Annotated in this window: 17 protein-coding genes; 12 read left to right on the forward strand and 5 right to left on the reverse strand. The window is 38.5% G+C overall.

From position 1 onward, the window contains the following. Nucleotides 1-29: 29 nt before the first annotated feature. Nucleotides 30-1,100 carry a branched-chain amino acid aminotransferase gene (locus AC6I5C_RS09845; RefSeq protein ID WP_497905003.1) on the reverse strand — a complete coding sequence of 357 codons (1,071 nt, stop codon included), beginning with the start codon at nt 1,098-1,100 and terminating at the stop codon, nt 30-32. 112 nt (nt 1,101-1,212) lie between these two features. On the opposite strand from AC6I5C_RS09845, the gene AC6I5C_RS09850 reads away from it, so the two are divergent. From AC6I5C_RS09850 to AC6I5C_RS09865, 4 genes are all read left to right on the forward strand, one after another. Beyond that, nucleotides 1,213-1,716: a DUF4920 domain-containing protein gene (locus tag AC6I5C_RS09850; protein WP_497905004.1), complete on the forward strand. Its 504-nt coding sequence runs from the start codon at nt 1,213-1,215 to the stop codon at nt 1,714-1,716. 1 nt (nt 1,717) lies between these two features. Next, entirely contained in the window at nt 1,718-2,155 is a 438-nt protein-coding gene (locus AC6I5C_RS09855) for a hypothetical protein (protein ID WP_497905005.1), read from the forward strand. Nucleotides 2,156-2,159: 4 nt separating this feature from the next. Then, nucleotides 2,160-2,846, forward strand: a complete 687-nt coding sequence (gene mnmC2 / locus AC6I5C_RS09860) for a tRNA (5-methylaminomethyl-2-thiouridine)(34)-methyltransferase MnmC2 (RefSeq protein ID WP_497905006.1) — start codon at nt 2,160-2,162, stop codon at nt 2,844-2,846. Nucleotides 2,847-2,967: 121 nt separating this feature from the next. Next, nucleotides 2,968-3,870, forward strand: a complete 903-nt coding sequence (locus AC6I5C_RS09865; RefSeq protein WP_497905007.1) for a TIGR01777 family oxidoreductase — start codon at nt 2,968-2,970, stop codon at nt 3,868-3,870. A gap of 72 nt (nt 3,871-3,942) precedes the next feature. On the opposite strand, the gene pckA is transcribed toward AC6I5C_RS09865, so the two are convergent. After that, nucleotides 3,943-5,577, reverse strand: coding sequence for a phosphoenolpyruvate carboxykinase (ATP) (pckA, locus tag AC6I5C_RS09870; protein ID WP_497905008.1), 1,635 nt, complete (start codon nt 5,575-5,577; stop codon nt 3,943-3,945). A gap of 79 nt (nt 5,578-5,656) precedes the next feature. Beyond that, a complete protein-coding gene (locus tag AC6I5C_RS09875; protein ID WP_497905009.1) occupies nt 5,657-6,445 on the reverse strand; it encodes a universal stress protein in 789 nt (262 codons plus the stop codon). Nucleotides 6,446-6,631: 186 nt separating this feature from the next. Between AC6I5C_RS09875 and AC6I5C_RS09880 the strand changes: the two genes are divergently transcribed. Next, nucleotides 6,632-7,993, forward strand: coding sequence for a hypothetical protein (locus tag AC6I5C_RS09880; protein ID WP_497905010.1), 1,362 nt, complete (start codon nt 6,632-6,634; stop codon nt 7,991-7,993). 73 nt (nt 7,994-8,066) lie between these two features. Here the strand turns inward: AC6I5C_RS09880 and AC6I5C_RS09885 are convergent, their stop codons facing one another. Next, entirely contained in the window at nt 8,067-8,741 is a 675-nt protein-coding gene (locus AC6I5C_RS09885; RefSeq protein WP_497905011.1) for a YceI family protein, read from the reverse strand. 156 nt (nt 8,742-8,897) lie between these two features. Here AC6I5C_RS09885 and AC6I5C_RS09890 point away from each other — a divergent pair, with 156 nt between their 5' ends. The 6 genes from AC6I5C_RS09890 (at nt 8,898) to AC6I5C_RS09915 (ending at nt 15,254) form a co-directional block, all read left to right on the forward strand. Further along, the gene (locus AC6I5C_RS09890; protein WP_497905012.1) at nt 8,898-9,449 is read left to right on the forward strand and encodes a nucleotide exchange factor GrpE; all 552 of its coding nucleotides are present in this window, start codon (nt 8,898-8,900) and stop codon (nt 9,447-9,449) included. A 9-nt stretch (nt 9,450-9,458) separates the two neighbouring features. Then, nucleotides 9,459-10,583 (forward strand): molecular chaperone DnaJ, encoded by a 1,125-nt coding sequence (dnaJ, locus tag AC6I5C_RS09895; protein WP_497905013.1) that lies wholly within the window; start codon nt 9,459-9,461, stop codon nt 10,581-10,583. A 355-nt stretch (nt 10,584-10,938) separates the two neighbouring features. After that, entirely contained in the window at nt 10,939-11,865 is a 927-nt protein-coding gene (locus AC6I5C_RS09900) for an ABC transporter ATP-binding protein (RefSeq protein ID WP_497905014.1), read from the forward strand. A 2-nt stretch (nt 11,866-11,867) separates the two neighbouring features. After that, a complete protein-coding gene (locus tag AC6I5C_RS09905) occupies nt 11,868-13,181 on the forward strand; it encodes an ABC transporter permease (protein ID WP_497905015.1) in 1,314 nt (437 codons plus the stop codon). 3 nt (nt 13,182-13,184) lie between these two features. Then, the gene (locus AC6I5C_RS09910) at nt 13,185-14,075 is read left to right on the forward strand and encodes a mechanosensitive ion channel family protein (protein ID WP_497905016.1); all 891 of its coding nucleotides are present in this window, start codon (nt 13,185-13,187) and stop codon (nt 14,073-14,075) included. A gap of 15 nt (nt 14,076-14,090) precedes the next feature. After that, the gene (locus AC6I5C_RS09915; protein WP_053975631.1) at nt 14,091-15,254 is read left to right on the forward strand and encodes a sigma-54-dependent transcriptional regulator; all 1,164 of its coding nucleotides are present in this window, start codon (nt 14,091-14,093) and stop codon (nt 15,252-15,254) included. Between the two features lie 72 nt (nt 15,255-15,326). Here the strand turns inward: AC6I5C_RS09915 and AC6I5C_RS09920 are convergent, their stop codons facing one another. Continuing rightward, nucleotides 15,327-16,064, reverse strand: a complete 738-nt coding sequence (locus AC6I5C_RS09920; RefSeq protein WP_497905017.1) for a hypothetical protein — start codon at nt 16,062-16,064, stop codon at nt 15,327-15,329. A gap of 130 nt (nt 16,065-16,194) precedes the next feature. On the opposite strand from AC6I5C_RS09920, the gene AC6I5C_RS09925 reads away from it, so the two are divergent. Further along, the gene (locus AC6I5C_RS09925; protein WP_497905018.1) at nt 16,195-17,073 is read left to right on the forward strand and encodes a PPK2 family polyphosphate kinase; all 879 of its coding nucleotides are present in this window, start codon (nt 16,195-16,197) and stop codon (nt 17,071-17,073) included. Nucleotides 17,074-17,126: the final 53 nt, after the last annotated feature.

Below are 17,126 nucleotides of genomic sequence, written 5' to 3' on the forward strand. Positions count from 1 at the left end.
ACTTCTCTTTTTTTTATTGTGTTTGTTCATTATATCTTAACTCGCCATCCATAAGGATCTTCGGTTCTGTTATATTGAATATCTGTAATGCGTTTTTTCAAAATGGAAGCATAACTGTTTTCCAATTGAGGTAAATCGTAATCATTGTTTTTATAACCAAAAGATGCGATAGGAGAAATAACCGCAGCAGTCCCCGATCCAAACATTTCCATAAGGTCACCATTTTTTGCGGCGTCTACTACTTCATGAACAGAAAGTGGACGTACTTCTACATTAATACCTTCTGCCTTGGCAATTTCAATAATACTCTTTCTGGTAATTCCATCCAAAATACGATCGCTGGTTGGTGCAGTGATTAAAGTATCTTTTATTCTTATAAAAATATTCATGGCACCTGCTTCTTCAATAAACTCATGGGTGCTGTCATCGGTCCAAATAACCTGGTTGTATCCTTTTTCAATAGCTAATTGGGTAGGGTAAAATTGTCCTGCATAGTTACCACCCGCCTTGGCGTATCCAACTCCACCATTGGCAGAGCGCGAATAGATTTGCTCAATCAGTACGCTTACCTTACCAGAGAAATAGGGCCCAGAAGGCGCTGTTGCAATGATAAATTTGTATTCATTGGCAGGAGATGCATGAAAACCTTCTCCCGAAGCAAAAATAAATGGACGAATGTACAACGAACCTTGGTCAGCTTTAGGAATCCATTGCTCATCTACTTCCAATAAAGCCTTAAGTCCTTCCATAAAATAGTTTTCAGGCACTTCTGGGATAGCCAATCGTTTAGCTGAAATATTTAAGCGCTTGCAATTGTCTAATGGGCGAAATAAAAACGTGTCGTTATTGGCATCTTTATAAGCTTTCATCCCTTCGAAAACAGATTGTCCGTAGTGGAAAATCTTAGCCGATGGCGCCAAACTAATATTTTGGTAAGGCATCACTTTAGGAGCTTCCCATACACCGTTTTTATAATCACAAACCAACATGTGGTCTGAAAATACTTTTCCAAAAGCCAAATTGTCAAAGTCAATCTCATTTATCTTGCTGTCTTGACATTTGGTAATTTCTATATCTTGAATGTGTGTTGTATTCTGCATAGTTGTGTTTTTGATATGCTTACAAAATTATGAAATTTATAGAGATTTGAAATCATTAAATTGTCTAATAAAAGAAGTATCTTAGTAGCCAGATTCTTAAATAATTAATTGTATGAAAACATTTTTCTCCTTATTTACCGTGGCTTTGTTGTTGGTGTCCTGTAAAAATGAATCCAAGGATTTGGCAAATCAAGAAACTAAAAAAGAAATCGCTTATATGTCTTTTGGAAATCCTACAGAGGCCAATAATGCCATTGCAGCATCAGATTTAGCCAGTTTGTATGAATCCATAAGCGCAGGCGACAGTTTGTCAACTAAGGTTGTTGCCAAAGTTGATGAAGTATGCCAGGCCAAAGGATGTTGGATGAAGCTGGATTTAGGAGATGAGAAACAAGTGATGGTAAAGTTTAGAGATTATGGATTTTTTGTGCCAAAAAATATAGCCGGAAAAGAAGTCATTATCAATGGAATGGCATATGTGTCTGAAACTTCTGTAGCCGAATTGCGTCACTATGCACAAGATGCAGGAGAAAGTGAGGAAGATATCGCTAAAATAACCGATCCTGAACGTACGTATGCGTTTTTGGCGGATGGCGTTTTGCTAAAGGATGAGTAGCATGAGGCGTATTGCAATATTGCTTATGTTAGCTGTTTTTTGCAGTTGTGGCCAACAGCCAAAGGAGGCTATGGTAGAAACTGAAGTACCTGTAAAATATGATATGTATGTGCCTTCGGAAATGGCCAACCTTATGAATGAGATGTATGATTACAAGGCTGAATTAAAGCAAGATATTCTTTCAGGGACAATGCCAACGGAATTTCCTAATCAGTTTTTAAAGATTCATTCGGCAGAACTTTCCGATTTTAAAGACCGCACCGAAGCTTTTCAGGCGATGTCCAAAGCCTTTATTGAAGCAGAACAACGTTTATACGATTCTACTTCTACCCAGTCTTTGGAAACACGTTTCAATGCTACCGTGAATCTTTGTATTTCTTGCCACAACATGGGGTGTACAGGACCAATTCCTAGAATTCAAAAACTGTTGATTAACTAATTTAGTGAAGCGTAAAATTATTACTACTGGAGATGGCTCCAAGACCATCCAAATTGAAGATTGGGATGAACAGTACCATTCTAAACACGGTGCCATTCAAGAGGCGCAGCATGTGTTTATTAAACACGGTCTTCAGTATAAGTTTGAAAATTTTTTAGGTTCCCAATCGGAACCGCTTAGTATTTTGGAAATAGGCTTTGGAACTGGGTTGAATGCGTTTTTAACTTTATTAGAGGCCGAGAAATTGAATTGTTCCATCAATTATGTTGGAGTAGAGGCTTTCCCAGTTAAGCCCGAAGAACTTCAATTATTAAATTACCCAGAACAACTTTCAAAAGAAGATCGAACACCTCAGTTTGAAGCTTTGCACAAGGTGGATTGGCAGACAGCTCACGAAATAACTTCATTGTTTAAACTTGAAAAGCAGCAAAAGGAATTCAAGGATATTGATGAGGTTAATTGCTTTGATCTTATCTATTTTGATGCCTTTGGCGCCAGGGTACAACCAGAATTGTGGACTGAAGATATTTTTAAAATTATGTATGAAGCCTTAAGACCAAATGGCGTTTTGGTAACCTATTCTGCAAAGGGTAGTGTGCGTAGAGCCATGTTGGCCGTAGGGTTTAAGGTAGATAAACTCCCTGGACCTCCTGGTAAGCGTGAAATGTTACGGGCCTACAAACCTGCATAAATTTTTTGGTGTTACTTTCCTATGTGTTACAAATCATTTGTTTGTAAGAAATCTTTGTTAAACCTTAATTAAAAGAGGGTTGAATACCAGCGGCATTTCCTAACTTTATAAAAAAGGCAGTATGACAGTTTTAATTACAGGCGCTACAGGACTTGTGGGGAAGGCAATTGTTGCTCAGTGTGCTAAAAAGGACATTGCAGTACATTATTTGACGACTTCCCAGAACAAGCTCGAAAATCGGACTCATTATAAAGGATTTTATTGGAACCCCTCAAAGGGAGAGATTGATATTGCTTGTTTTGAAGGTGTCGATGCCATTATCAATTTGGCGGGAGCATCAATTTCCAAACGTTGGACTAGCAGTTACAAAAAGACCATTTTGGAAAGCCGAATTTCTTCTTTAAATCTATTGCGAGAGTGTATTTCTGAAAATAATTTCACTATCAAACACCTTATAAGTGCCAGTGCTATTGGGATTTACCCTGATTCCCTTACCCGATATTATGATGAAGATGTGAAGGAAGTATCTCCTTCTTTTTTAGGAACGGTGACAGAGCAATGGGAAGCCGCAGCCGATGCCTTTTCAGAATTGGGAATGGAGGTTGCCAAAATTAGAATTGGTTTGGTTTTGGATAAAAAAGAAGGGGCCTTACCAAAATTGGTGCAACCTGTTCGCTACGGAATGGGAGCTACCTTTGGTGATGGCAGTCAATGGCAATCTTGGATTCATGTAAAGGATTTAGCCAGATTGTTTCTTTTTGTATTAATCAATAAAGAATCTGGTATTTTTAATGGCGTAGCACCTAATCCTGTAACCAATAAGGAAATGCTTCATATTATCGCCAAAGATTTACATAAGCCTTTAATCATGCCAAATATTCCTAAAAGTATTATGAAATTGGTCCTGGGTGATATGCACCAACTGTTGTTTGAGAGCCAATTGGTATGCAGTAAAAAAGTGGAAACTATGGGATTTTCATTTAAATACCCTAAACTGGAGATGGCTTTAAGGGATTTGTTATAATTCTCTGCCCATAAAATCAAAAAAGGTTGTCCGTTACAGACAACCTTTTTCAAGTTAAACAATCAAATAAACTTAAAAAGTATCACCTAAAGTGTGATGAGTATCAATTAGTGGTCCTCCTTGAATAATCTCTTCGGAAGCCTGGTTAGCGAACTTATCGAAGTTAATATGGAAGGAATGCGCTAATTGAATAGATTTACTGATATACACGCCTTTTTGTAGCCAAGTATTGATTGGATCCAAAATTTCGGTTGGCACACCTGGGCAATATTCTGGCATGAACAATCCGAAGATTGGGTGTGGTTTGAAAGGTACATTTTCCAATTCACCTTTCAAGATGGCTGAAATCATAGCACGTGTATATTTTAGTTTTATTCTGGAACCAACACCGTAAGGGCCGCCGCTCCAACCTGTGTTGATCAACCAAACATTTACGCCGGCTTCTTGCATTTTGTCGCTCAACATTTCTGCATATACAGCTGGGTGTAATGGCATAAATGGTTCACCAAAACAAGCAGAGAAGGATGGTACTGGCTCAGTAATTCCTGCTTCTGTTCCCGCAACTTTTGCGGTATAACCAGAGATGAAGTGGTATGCAGCCTGTCCCGGAGTTAATTTGGAAACTGGAGGCAATACACCAAAGGCATCACAGGTTAAGAAAAAGATGTTTTTAGGGTTGGTGGCAAATGACGGTTGTTGGATGTTGTCAATATGATCTATTGGGTAGCTCACACGAGTGTTTTGTGTAATAGAGCTATCCGCAAAATCTACTTCTTTAGTACCTGGTTTAAAGACAATGTTTTCCAACAATGCACCAGGGCGAATTGCTCTAAAGATGTCCGGTTCTTTTTCTTCGGTAAGGTCAATTACTTTAGCGTAGCAACCTCCTTCAAAGTTGAAAATGATATTTTCTTTGGTCCATCCGTGTTCATCGTCTCCAATTAATTTTCTATCAGGATCGGCAGATAGGGTAGTTTTTCCTGTTCCGGAAAGTCCGAAGAATATGGCAGTGTCGCCATCTTCTCCAACATTGGCAGAACAGTGCATTGGCAATACGTCTTTTTCAATAGGTAGAATAAGGTTTAGGGCAGAGAAAATTCCTTTTTTCATTTCTCCTGTATAGGCAGAACCTCCAACCAAGGCAATTTTCTTGGTGAAATTCAAAATCGAGAAGTTACCGTCAAGCAAACCTACTTCTTTTGGATTTGGAGCCGAATATCCCGGAGCACACACTACCAACCATTCTTCTTCAAAGTTTTCAAGCTCCTCTTCGTTAAAACGAAGGAACATGTTTTTTACAAAGTAGTTGGACCATGGGTATTCTGTAATGGTTCTTACGTTCATTTGGTATTCTGGGTGAGCACATACATAGCCATCACGCACGTACACGTCTTTTCCAGAAAGGTAATTGGTCACTTCGTCATATAGAGCATCAAATTGTTCCGGCTCAATAGGCTTATTGATTCGTCCCCACCATACTTTATCTTTGGTGTAGGCATCTTTTACCAAAAAGCGATCTTTTGGAGATCTTCCGGTAAACTTACCTGTGTTTACACAAAGTGTTCCATTTTCGGTTTCCGTTCCCATTCCCTGTTCAAGAGTAATTCTCTGAAGTTCTTCAGGAGCTAGGTTCCAGTGAGCTGTAACATCTTTTAAACCATATTGGCTTAAATCCAGTGTTTGGTCTTGATTTACTACTGCTTCCATGACTTTTTTACGTTTTAGGTTAATTTTGTTTGTTAAATGTTTTTGAAATGGCCATACCCTTGGGTATGATTTTGAATTATTATAGATCTATAGCCAATAAGGGAACTTTAGATTGTTGGCTAAGAGCCTTGGTTAATTTCCCTTCAGATGCTATGGATTGTATTGCATGGTTTTTGGACAAAATGGCGATGAGGTCAATATTGTTATGGTCTACATAGGAAAAGATGCCGTCCACAATGTTTTCGTCTTCTATAAAAGCATGGTGGGAATAGAAGTTTTCCAGATAGTAGATAATGGCATTCTCGTTGTTTTCATCGTTTTCAGAATATCCAAAATGTTCCTCATCTTTATTGACAACGGTCAAAACATCTACCGTGGAGTTGAAGCGTCTTGCCACATCCAAGAGGACTTCAAATATTTTTTTATTGTGAATTTCCTCTTTATCAATAATAAGTGATATCTTTTTAGGTGTAATTTTTTTGTAGCCATCTGGAATCACAATTACAGGGCTCTTAGATACCAGGACAAATTCGGAAGTTTTGGTCTGTAAGTTGCAGTCGGTTCCTTTAGGGCAGGTCCCCATAATTACCAAATCGATAGGGTTTGTATGTTCAATATCTAACAAAGCGTCTATCATTTTGCCTTTTACTACTATAGGTGTTATGGGATGTTTAAGGTTTTTGCCGAACAGCTTAACGATATCATTTAGCTTTGCCTCTAGTTCAGCAGTTTGTTCGTTCTCCACCACATGGGCAAGTATAATTTTTGCCTTTGGATTGTTTTCCACAAAATGGGTTGCATATTTCAGAGCATTTTGAGCAACCTCGGAAAAATCGAACGGGACTAAAATTGTTGAAATAGTTTTCATGATTCTTGGAATTTGATATTTCAAATGTAGATTCAAATAGCCTCAAAAACTATGAGAAATATCATAAAAAAAGAACATTTTATGATTTAGTTTCGTGCAGTTTTCGTTTTGAAACACAGGCTTTTGTCTGGAAAAAGCATTTCAAACGATTTCGTAAAAACTTCAAAATTATAAAGCATCATTACTGTGAAATTTCTTACGGAAACCTCTTCGGGATCTCTTCAAAAAAATGGTTTAAGATTAACCGTATTATTATTTATTGTCTTGGCAAATTTGGAAATTTTTGCCCAAGGGAAACATGCACCTTTGGAGTGGACCTTAGCAGAGTCTCCCAATGTGCAATTAAAATTTTCAGCCTCGGCCCAAACTTGGCTGCGCTATACACAATGGAATCCTGGAAGTACGGTTGAGAATGGAGACCTTAGTTCCTATAGTATAGATATGTCATTACGACGTTACCGAATAGGAACGAGTTGGAAGGTAGGGGAGCGCTTTAAGTTTTATGCACTTATTGGGCAAAACAACTATAATAATATGAGTGAAGGTTGGCCTGATCCTGAATTTTTGGATCTAAATGGCTCCTTTAAGGTTGTTGATCAACTGCATATTGCAATGGGGAAATCTACTTGGGACGGGCTTTCCCGTTATACGGCTCCTTCCACAACGGAAATGCTTGCCTTGGATTTGCCTTTAATGGCACAACCAACCCTAAATAGAACAGATGACATCACCCGTAACCTAGGTTGTTTTCTGTTTGGGGACTTGCAGCGCTTTAATTACAGGATTGGGGTCATCATTCCTTATGATCATACCCATACCGGAGCTGCAGTTCCAAAATTGGTTGAAGGAACTGCCGACTTTTCATATGACGATTTGCAATTACAGTATACGGGATATGTTAAGTATGATTTTCTAGAGAAGGAATCGGTGTTGGGGCCTAATTTTAAGGGAACCTATTTGGGGAAGAAGCATATTTTGGCTTTGGGTGCAGGAGCTAAATTTCAGCAAGAAGCTATGGCTTCCCTTAAGAATGATATCATACACTACCACGACTTAAATTTATGGTCGGTAGATTTATTTTATGAGGAGCCTGTGAGTCTTTCTTTTGCCAAAGCGTTAACGGGATATGTGGCCTATTATAATTATGATATGGGACCTGATTATTTGCGAATGTTAGGCGTTAACAATCCTGCTTTCGGAAGTTTAGATGATGTTGTAGAAATTAATGGAAAAGGAAATGGATTTCCTGCAGTTGGAACTGGTAGTGCGGTGTATTACCAAACGGGGCTTATGTTGGGGAATAAGGAAAGTAAGAGATTATGGGATAATTTACAGTTGTATACTGCTGGCCAGTGGGGGCAATACGAAGCCTTGGACGAGGCGGCTTTTTGTTATCGATTTGGACTTAATTGGTATGTGGATGGACAGCGAATGAAGTTTACCTTAGATGGGCAAAATCGTCCTGTATTTTCAGAGGTGGATGGGCATACATTTCGGTCTAGTAGTAAATGGATGGCTGTCCTGCAGTTTCAATACCTTTTAAACTAGTATACCTATATTTATTAAAAAACGAAAGGCCATTCAAATTGAACGGCCTTTTTTAAGATTCCAAAATTTTGGATTAAGCTTTTGTAGCTTTCAATACAAACTTCAATTGGATTTCGTCGTTGATGAATTTATCGCCAAGATCATCAAAAATTGATTTAGAACCAAAGTTAACCCCCCATTTAGTTCTATCAATTGTAAACGTATCACTCATGATAGAAAGGCTGCCTCCTTCGTTGACGATAGAAATAGGGAAAGTAATGTTTTGTTTGATACCTTTAATTGTTAGGTTACCAGAGATAAGACTTTTGTTTTCAGTAGTAGGTTGTGATCCTGTTACTTCAAAAGCCGCTGTTGGAAATTTTGTGGTGTCAAAGAAATCACCTTCCTTTCCTTCTACGGTTCCTTTTAAGTGGGCTTCCAAGTTGTTCTTCATGTCACCAGGCTCCATGTCCTGATCCTCAATAGAGGTCATGTCAATTAAAAACGAGCCACTTATCAACTCTGTTCCGTTAGACTTGAATACTCCTTTTTCCAATTTTACAATTCCGTGATGTGAACCTGTTGGTTTAAAACCTTTCCAGTAAATAGTAGACTCTGTAGAGTCGATAACAAATTTTTCTGTAACCGTAGTACTTTCAGCAACTGGTTCCGCTTCTGTAGTTGTAGCCTTCTTGCCTTTGTCTTGACAGCTAACAACCGCCATGGTTAAAGCCAGTACCGTAAATACGTTAAAAATTCTTTTTTTCATGGTAATTAGTGTTTTTAATGAATTGTTAAGCAACAAAAATATAAAATGTTCCATAAGATAGCATTTAGGGTGAAAATTATTTGGTGACATTTTGACATTTTAATAATAATGGCAGTACTTTTGCCAACTGTTATTGAAGTTAAAAATAGGTTTAGCATGAGTAAAAAAGAACAGAACGAACAACCCATAGAAGACCAACAGGTAGAGCAGCCTGTGGCAGAAGATACACAAGCGGAAGGAACTCCAGAAACAGAAGTATCTATTGAAGACAAACTTAATGAAGACTTGGCCAAGGAAAAGGACAAGTTTATGCGCTTGTTTGCAGAGTTTGAAAATTACAAAAGGCGAACCTCTAAGGAGCGTGTAGAATTGTTTAAAACGGCAAGTGAGGATGTCATGAAAGCGATGTTGCCTGTATTGGACGATTTTGATAGAGCCTATTCAGAAATTTCCAAAAGCGATGCGGAAGATTTGTTGAAAGGTGTGGAATTGATCAGACAAAAATTGAAATCGACCTTGCAACAAAAAGGCTTGAGCGAGATTGAGGTTGCAGCAGGAGATGCTTTTAATGCCGACGATCATGAAGCTGTGACACAAATTCCGGCACCAAACGAAGATTTGAAGGGGAAAATTATCGATGTTATCGAAAAAGGTTATAAACTGGGCGATAAGGTAATTCGTTTCCCAAAAGTAGTAATAGGACAATAAACTGAATACATGGCAAAGACTGATTATTACGAGATTTTAGAAGTAGAGAGAACGGCTACTGCAGCAGAAATTAAAAAATCATACCGAAAACTGGCATTGAAGTACCACCCTGATAAAAATCCAGGTGACCACGAAGCGGAGGCTAAGTTTAAGGAAGCGGCAGAAGCTTATGAAGTATTGAGTAACCCAGACAAACGTGCACGTTACGACCAATTTGGTCACCAAGCCTTTGATGGCAGTGGCGGATTTGGCGGAGGTGGCATGAACATGGATGACATTTTCAGTCAGTTTGGTGACATTTTTGGCGGTGCTTTTGGTGGCGGTGGCTTCTCAGGTTTTGGCGGAGGATTTGGCGGTGGCCAAAGACGCGTGAAGGGAAGTAACCTGCGCATTAGGGTAACCTTGACCTTGGAAGAGGTTGCCAATGGGGTTGAGAAAAAAATCAAAGTAAAGCGTAAAGTTCAAGCGCCAGGAACTACCTATAAAACTTGTGGTACTTGTAATGGTACCGGGCAGGTAACTAGGATAACCAATACTATTTTAGGACGTATGCAAACGGCTTCGCCTTGTACGGCTTGTGGTGGTGCAGGACAGACTATCGACCAAAAACCATCTGATGCTGATGCACAAGGTATGAAGGTTGTAGAGGAAACTGTATCCGTAAAAATTCCAGCAGGTGTGGTAGATGGCATGCAGCTTAAAGTAACCGGAAAAGGTAACGATGCACCTGGTAATGGTATTGCTGGAGATTTATTGGTAGCCATTCAAGAGGAAGATCATCCAACCCTAAAAAGAGAAGGCGATAATCTGCACTATGATTTGTATGTAAGTATGCCAGATGCAGTTTTGGGTAATACTACAGAAATAGATACGGTAACAGGAAAAGTTAGGATCAAAATTGACGCAGGGGTACAATCTGGTAAGATTTTGCGCTTAAGAGGCAAGGGAATTCCAAGTATTAACGGTTATGGAACTGGAGATTTATTGGTTCACGTGAATGTTTGGACACCAAAAACCTTGAACAAACAACAGCGTGAATTCTTCGAAAAGATGAGAAATGACGACCATTTTTCACCAAAGCCAGAGAGTGGAGATAAATCTTTTTTTGAAAAAGTAAAAGATATGTTTTCTTAATAATCTGTTAATTTGATAAAAAACACTATATTTGATTGTCACTAATTAAATATTAGTGGTAATTTTTCTTTTTCATAGCAATTTTTTCCCATCCTTAATTCTTTTAAGGGTGGGTTTTGTTTTTCTAGAAGCGCCTTTTTTATGGCATTTGTTTAATCAGGCCTCTTCTTTTTCTAAAGTCCATTCAATGTTTGAATTTTCTTTCTAAAATTTTTTTTGGTGCCTTCATATATTTTGACAGTAAATTCATGTTTTTTTCAGGATTGGGAAGGCGAGTTTTTTTGCCATTTTAGATGTTCTTGGTATACATTTAATATCTTTACAGCTCAAACAACATATTAGCAGAAATCAATCTATGGACAATTTATTAGTGGCTGAGGCTGTTTCTAAAAAGTTTGGAGACTTTAAAGCACTAAATGACGTTTCAATAGCCGTTCCCAAGGGAAGTATTTTTGGACTTTTGGGACCTAACGGTGCAGGAAAGACCACTTTAATCCGAATCATCAATCAAATTACGATGCCCGATACCGGTAGCGTGATGCTTGACGGTAAGGCGCTACATCAAGATCATATCAAGGACATTGGTTATTTGCCAGAAGAGCGAGGTTTGTACAAATCGATGAAGGTAGGAGAGCAGGCGCTTTACTTGGCCCAGTTGAAAGGGATGAGTAAGGCTGAAGCCAAGCAACGCTTGAAATATTGGTTCGATAAATTGGAAATAGGTGATTGGTGGAATAAAAAAATCCAAGAGCTAAGTAAGGGGCAGGCCCAAAAAATCCAATTTGTGGTAACGGTACTGCACCGTCCAAAGTTGTTGATTTTTGACGAGCCTTTTTCAGGTTTCGACCCTATTAATGCCAATTTGATCAAAGATGAAATCCTTCAGTTACGGGACGAAGGTGCTACGGTTATTTTTTCTACACACCGTATGGAATCTGTCGAGGAATTGTGTGACCATATTGCCTTGATCAATAAATCCAATAAAATTTTGGATGGTAAGTTGACAGATATCCAACGACAGTACAAAACCAACACATTTGAAGTTGGTTTACAAACAGCAGATGTGGATGGGGTAACAAGAGCCATTCGTGATAAATTTGAAGTGCTGCCGGCAACCTTTAAGAATCTAAATGACGATTTGAAGTTGAATGTCAAGCTTAATGGGAGCGCTACGTCCAACGATTTGTTGACCTTTCTGACCTCAAAGGCAGAAGTACATCATTTTGTGGAAGTGATTCCAAGTGCCAGTGATATTTTTATTGAAACCGTGAAAAATAATTAAGCATGAACCATTTACCTCTTATCATAAAACGAGAATATTTGACGAAAGTCAAAAATAAATCGTTCATCATCATGACGGTCTTGAGCCCGTTAATCATGATAGCTCTTATTGCGGTAGTCGCTTATTTAACCCAACTGAACAATAATAAAAAACGCAGTATATCGGTATTGGATCAAACAGGCCTGTTGGAAGAGGTGTTCCAAAATACCGATAATACCACCTATAATTACTTAAGCAATACCTCTTTGGAAGAAGCTAAGATTTTGGTCAAAGCGCAGGAAGACTATGGATTGCTGTATATTCCAAAGCAGGTAGATTCTACTTCGGCTTCAAAGGGGATTGTTTTTTATTCCGAAGAATCTGCTTCATTATCAGTATTGAATACTTTGGAGCGTAAATTGGAAAAGAAACTAACCGATTTACAATTGGAAAATAAGGGAGTTGACTTGAATATGATTAAGGCTTCCAGTATTAATATTGATATTGAGCAGGAAACATTTTCCGGAGAAACGACCTCCAAGATTGACAATGTTCTAAAACTGGCTTTTGGCGGTATGGCGGGATATTTGCTATTTATGTTCATCATTATTTACGGGAACATGATCATGCGAAGCGTTATTGAAGAAAAAACCAGTAGAATTATTGAAGTCATTATTTCTTCCGTAAAGCCTATCCAATTGATGATGGGGAAAATTATTGGTACTTCCTTAGCAGGGATTACTCAATTCATCATCTGGATTATTTTGGGAGGGGTGCTTATGAGTGTGGTGTCTGCTATTTTCGGGATCAGTATCATGGATATGCATACCCCGCAGCAAGAAATTATGCAACAGGCTGTACAATCGCCAGAATTTGAATCCAAGTTGAAGTTGGGCTTTATGGCGTTTCAAAATTTACCGATTGCCAATCTAATTGTGGCTTTTATGTTCTTCTTTGTTGGAGGTTATTTGTTATATAGTTCCCTTTATGCGGCCATTGGTGCTGCAGTGGACAACGAAACCGATACCCAACAATTCATGATGCCTATCTTGATGCCGCTTATTTTGGCAGTATACGTTGGGGTATTCACAGTTATAGAAGATCCACATGGAACGGTATCTACGGTATTCTCATTTATTCCATTCACTTCGCCAGTAGTAATGCTTATGAGAATTCCGTTTGGAGTTCCTATTTGGCAGCAATTATTATCTTTAGCATTATTGATAGGTACCTTTGTGTTTACAGTTTGGTTTGCTGCCAAAATTTATCGCGTAGGTATCTTGATGTACGGCAAGAAGCCAAGTTATAAAGAGTTATATAAGTGGTTAAAATACTAAGGTATGCAAGATCCTATTGACAAAATTGAAACCATCGTTACAGAAAGTAGTGTTTGGGATACCATCACCAGTTTTTTGGGAAAGGTTATTTATGCCAACGAAGACAGTAGTATAAAAATCACCATAGGATTGATCTTATTGGTGTTTATCATCTATGGGATTACTTCTGTAGTGTTGACTTTTTTAAAAAAATTAGTGTCCAAGCGCATGCCCGAAGAAAATAGGGTGAAGTTTGATACGGTCTTTTCATTCTCTAGATGGCTTATTTACCTTATAGTACTCCTTGTAGTATTCGATTCGGTGGGAGTAAATGTCACAGCCATTTTTGCGGCATCTGCAGCCTTATTGATTGGTGTTGGTTTGGCCTTGCAGACCTTGTTTCAGGATATCATCTCCGGAATCTTCATTTTGGTAGATCAAACCGTATCTGTTAACGATATTATTGAAATTGAAGGTAAAGTAGGCCGTGTGGAAGAAATTAAATTAAGAACCACTCGTGCCGTTACCGCCGATAATAAGGTATTGGTAATTCCCAATCATTTATATCTTACCAATAGTTTGTATAACTGGACGCAAAATGGAACTACAACCAGGGAAAGCGTTCAGGTGGGCGTGGCCTATGGAAGCGATGTGAATTTGGTTAAAAAATTGTTGTTGGAAGCGGCTAGTTCACATCCACAGGTATTGCCGGATCCGGAGCCAGCGGTACAGTTTATCAATTTTGGAGATAGTTCGTTGGACTTTAAATTGATTTTTACCCTTAATGATAGTTTCAAAGCAGCCTTTCCAAAGAGTGATATTCGTTTTGAAATCGATCGTTTATTTAGGGAGAACAACATTTCTATCCCATTCCCTCAAAGGGACATTCATATTATAGAACCCAAAAAACAATAACCGAAACAAAATACTATGCCCAAAATATTAGTCATTGAAGACGAAGCCGCCATTAGAAGAGTTTTGGTGAAAATCCTTTCCGAAGAAAATGATACCTATGTTGTGGAAGAAGCCGAAGATGGCTTGGCCGGAGTTGAAAAGGTAAAACAGGACGATTACGATTTAATCCTTTGCGATATCAAAATGCCAAAGATGGATGGTGTGGAAGTTTTGGAAGCAGTTAAAAAGTTGAAACCAGAAATTCCAATGGTGATGATTTCCGGTCACGGCGATTTGGATACGGCCGTAAACACCATGCGCCTTGGAGCTTTCGACTATATTTCCAAGCCGCCAGATTTAAATCGTTTGCTCAATACCGTTAGGATTGCCTTGGACAGAAAGGAATTGGTGGTGCAAAATAAACTGCTGAAAAAGAAAGTCAGCAGGAATTATGAAATGGTGGGTGAAAGTGGAGCTATTGAACAAATCAAGGACATGATTGAAAAGGTGGCGCCAACCGATGCGCGAGTGCTTATCACTGGACCCAATGGTACAGGAAAGGAATTGGTGGCGCACTGGTTACATGAAAAGAGTGAGCGTTCCAAAGGTCCGTTAATTGAGGTGAATTGTGCGGCAATTCCGTCAGAGTTGATAGAGAGTGAATTGTTCGGACATATTAAAGGTGCCTTTACAAGTGCGGTTAAAGACAGGGCCGGTAAGTTTGAAGCAGCCAATGCCGGAACCATTTTCTTGGATGAAATTGGAGACATGAGTTTGTCTGCTCAGGCAAAAGTGTTAAGGGCGCTACAGGAGAATAAAATACAACGTGTGGGAAGTGATAAGGACATTAAAGTAGATGTTCGTGTCGTGGCTGCTACCAATAAGGATTTAAAAAAGGAAATTGACGAGGGAAGATTCCGAGAAGATCTTTACCACCGTTTGGCGGTGATTCTAATTAAAGTTCCCTCTTTAAATGACAGACGTGATGATATTCCATTATTGATAGACTTTTTTGCTAAAAAAATCGCATCTGAACAAGGAACAGGGGTGAAGTCATTTTCAGATAATGCTGTGAAATTGTTGCAGCATTATGATTGGACTGGGAATATCCGTGAACTTAGAAATGTTGTGGAGCGTTTGATTATTTTGGGAGGTAAGGAAGTGAGTGAGGATGATGTAAAGCTCTTTGCTGCCAAATAAAAGAACAGACTATTTAGATAAAAAAAAGAGCAACCATTTGGTTGCTCTTTTTTTATAAGCGATCCTGTAAAATTACATTTTACAAGAGTTTAAGCGTTCTAGATAGGTATTGGTAATAGCGGCCATAGTATTAATATAGAAAGATCTAATTTCTTCTAAGGACTTATCCATCAATTCGGTTTTGTTTTCTGCAAAATTAATGTTCTCTGATTGGCAGCCACAAGAGGATAAAACTTTGTTGTAGGATTTAATGTTTTCAGTAATAGAAGATCCAGCTTCGCTAATCAACAGTTCCTTTTTAATGGCTATTTCCTTTTGTTGCTGCTCCACAAGTCTTTGTTTGATTTCCTCTTGCTTGCGTTGTAATTCCAGTTGTTGTTGTTCCAATTCAAACTGTGCGCTTTCCAAATCGGCTAGGTCTTGATTACCTGAAGTACCAGTTCCTTTGGTGCACATGTCTAACTCTGTGATGGTTTCCTGTGCAATTTCTTTGGCTTTTTTTACATAATATCTTCCGTCCTCAAAGGTCTCTGCCGAAGCCACTTTAGCTAATAACTCGGCACCATCATAGGCTTTGTTATAGGCGGTTTTACAACCTCCGCAATTTTCCAAGGTTGTTTTAACACGCTCAAAAGCTTCCAAAGAACGTTTGGAATATTGCTTCAGGTGGGTTAAATTGTTAGAGTCGTAGGCCGTCTTCACATGAGAGTAGGCATACACGGCATCTGGTTGTGCGTCCGAGCATAAGGATTGCCCAAATGTTAGGGCACTGGTTAATAAGACTAATGAGAAAATGTAGATTTTTTTCATAGTGATTTGGGTTTAATAATTTAAGTAGGCTCGATAAAAGTAGCAAAAAATCGGTAAAGCGTATGTTTTTTTTAGTGAAATCATAATTTTCCTATATTTAAGTAGAAGTAAGACCATAAATATCAAGTTGATGAAAAATATAAAAATTGACCATTTTAAAGCCTCAGGACCTGTAGTTTTGGAAGAAAACAAAACTACTTACGATTTAAATGCTTCCGAAGACAAGATTGAAAAAGAGTTGGAAGAGGTGCGTGTTACTTTGGGAAAACTGCAGGATACCATGTATGCTCATGGCAAATATGCCGTTTTGGTATGTATTCAGGGCATGGATACCGCTGGAAAGGACAGTATGATCAGGGAAGTGTTCAAGGATTTTAATACTCGTGGAATCGTGGTGCACAGTTTTAAAACACCTACACCACTTGAATTGAAGCACGATTATTTATGGCGTCATTACCTAAGGCTTCCCGCTCGAGGAAAATTCGGGATTTTCAATAGGACCCATTATGAAAATGTTTTGGTAACCCGTGTGCATCCGCAATATGTTTTGGGTGAAAATTTGCCAAATGTTACCTCGTTGGAAGATATCGATGAAAGGTTTTGGGAGAGGCGCTTTAAGGAAATCAACAATTTTGAACAGCATATTGCAGATAATGGTACCATTGTATTTAAGTTTTTTCTGCACCTTTCCAAAAGTGAGCAAAAAGATAGGTTGTTACGTCGTTTGGAAAAAAAAGAGAAAAATTGGAAGTTTTCTCCAGGTGATCTTAAGGAGCGTGAATTGTGGGATGCCTATCAACATTGTTATGAGGATGCTATAAACAACACCAGCAAACCACATGCGCCATGGTATATCATCCCTGCCGATGATAAGGCAACTGCTAGATATATTGTGGCTAGAGTTTTGTTGGATACCTTGCAAACCTATCATGATATTGAGGAACCGGAGTTGGATGATGAAATCAAGGCTCATTTGGAATCTTACAAACAACAATTAGAGAATGAGTAACTCCATTTAATACCATTATTAATTTTAAGGTTTCTTTTAGAAGTTGCCTAATA

Source organism: Mangrovimonas sp. sgz306409, from assembly GCF_059735265.1.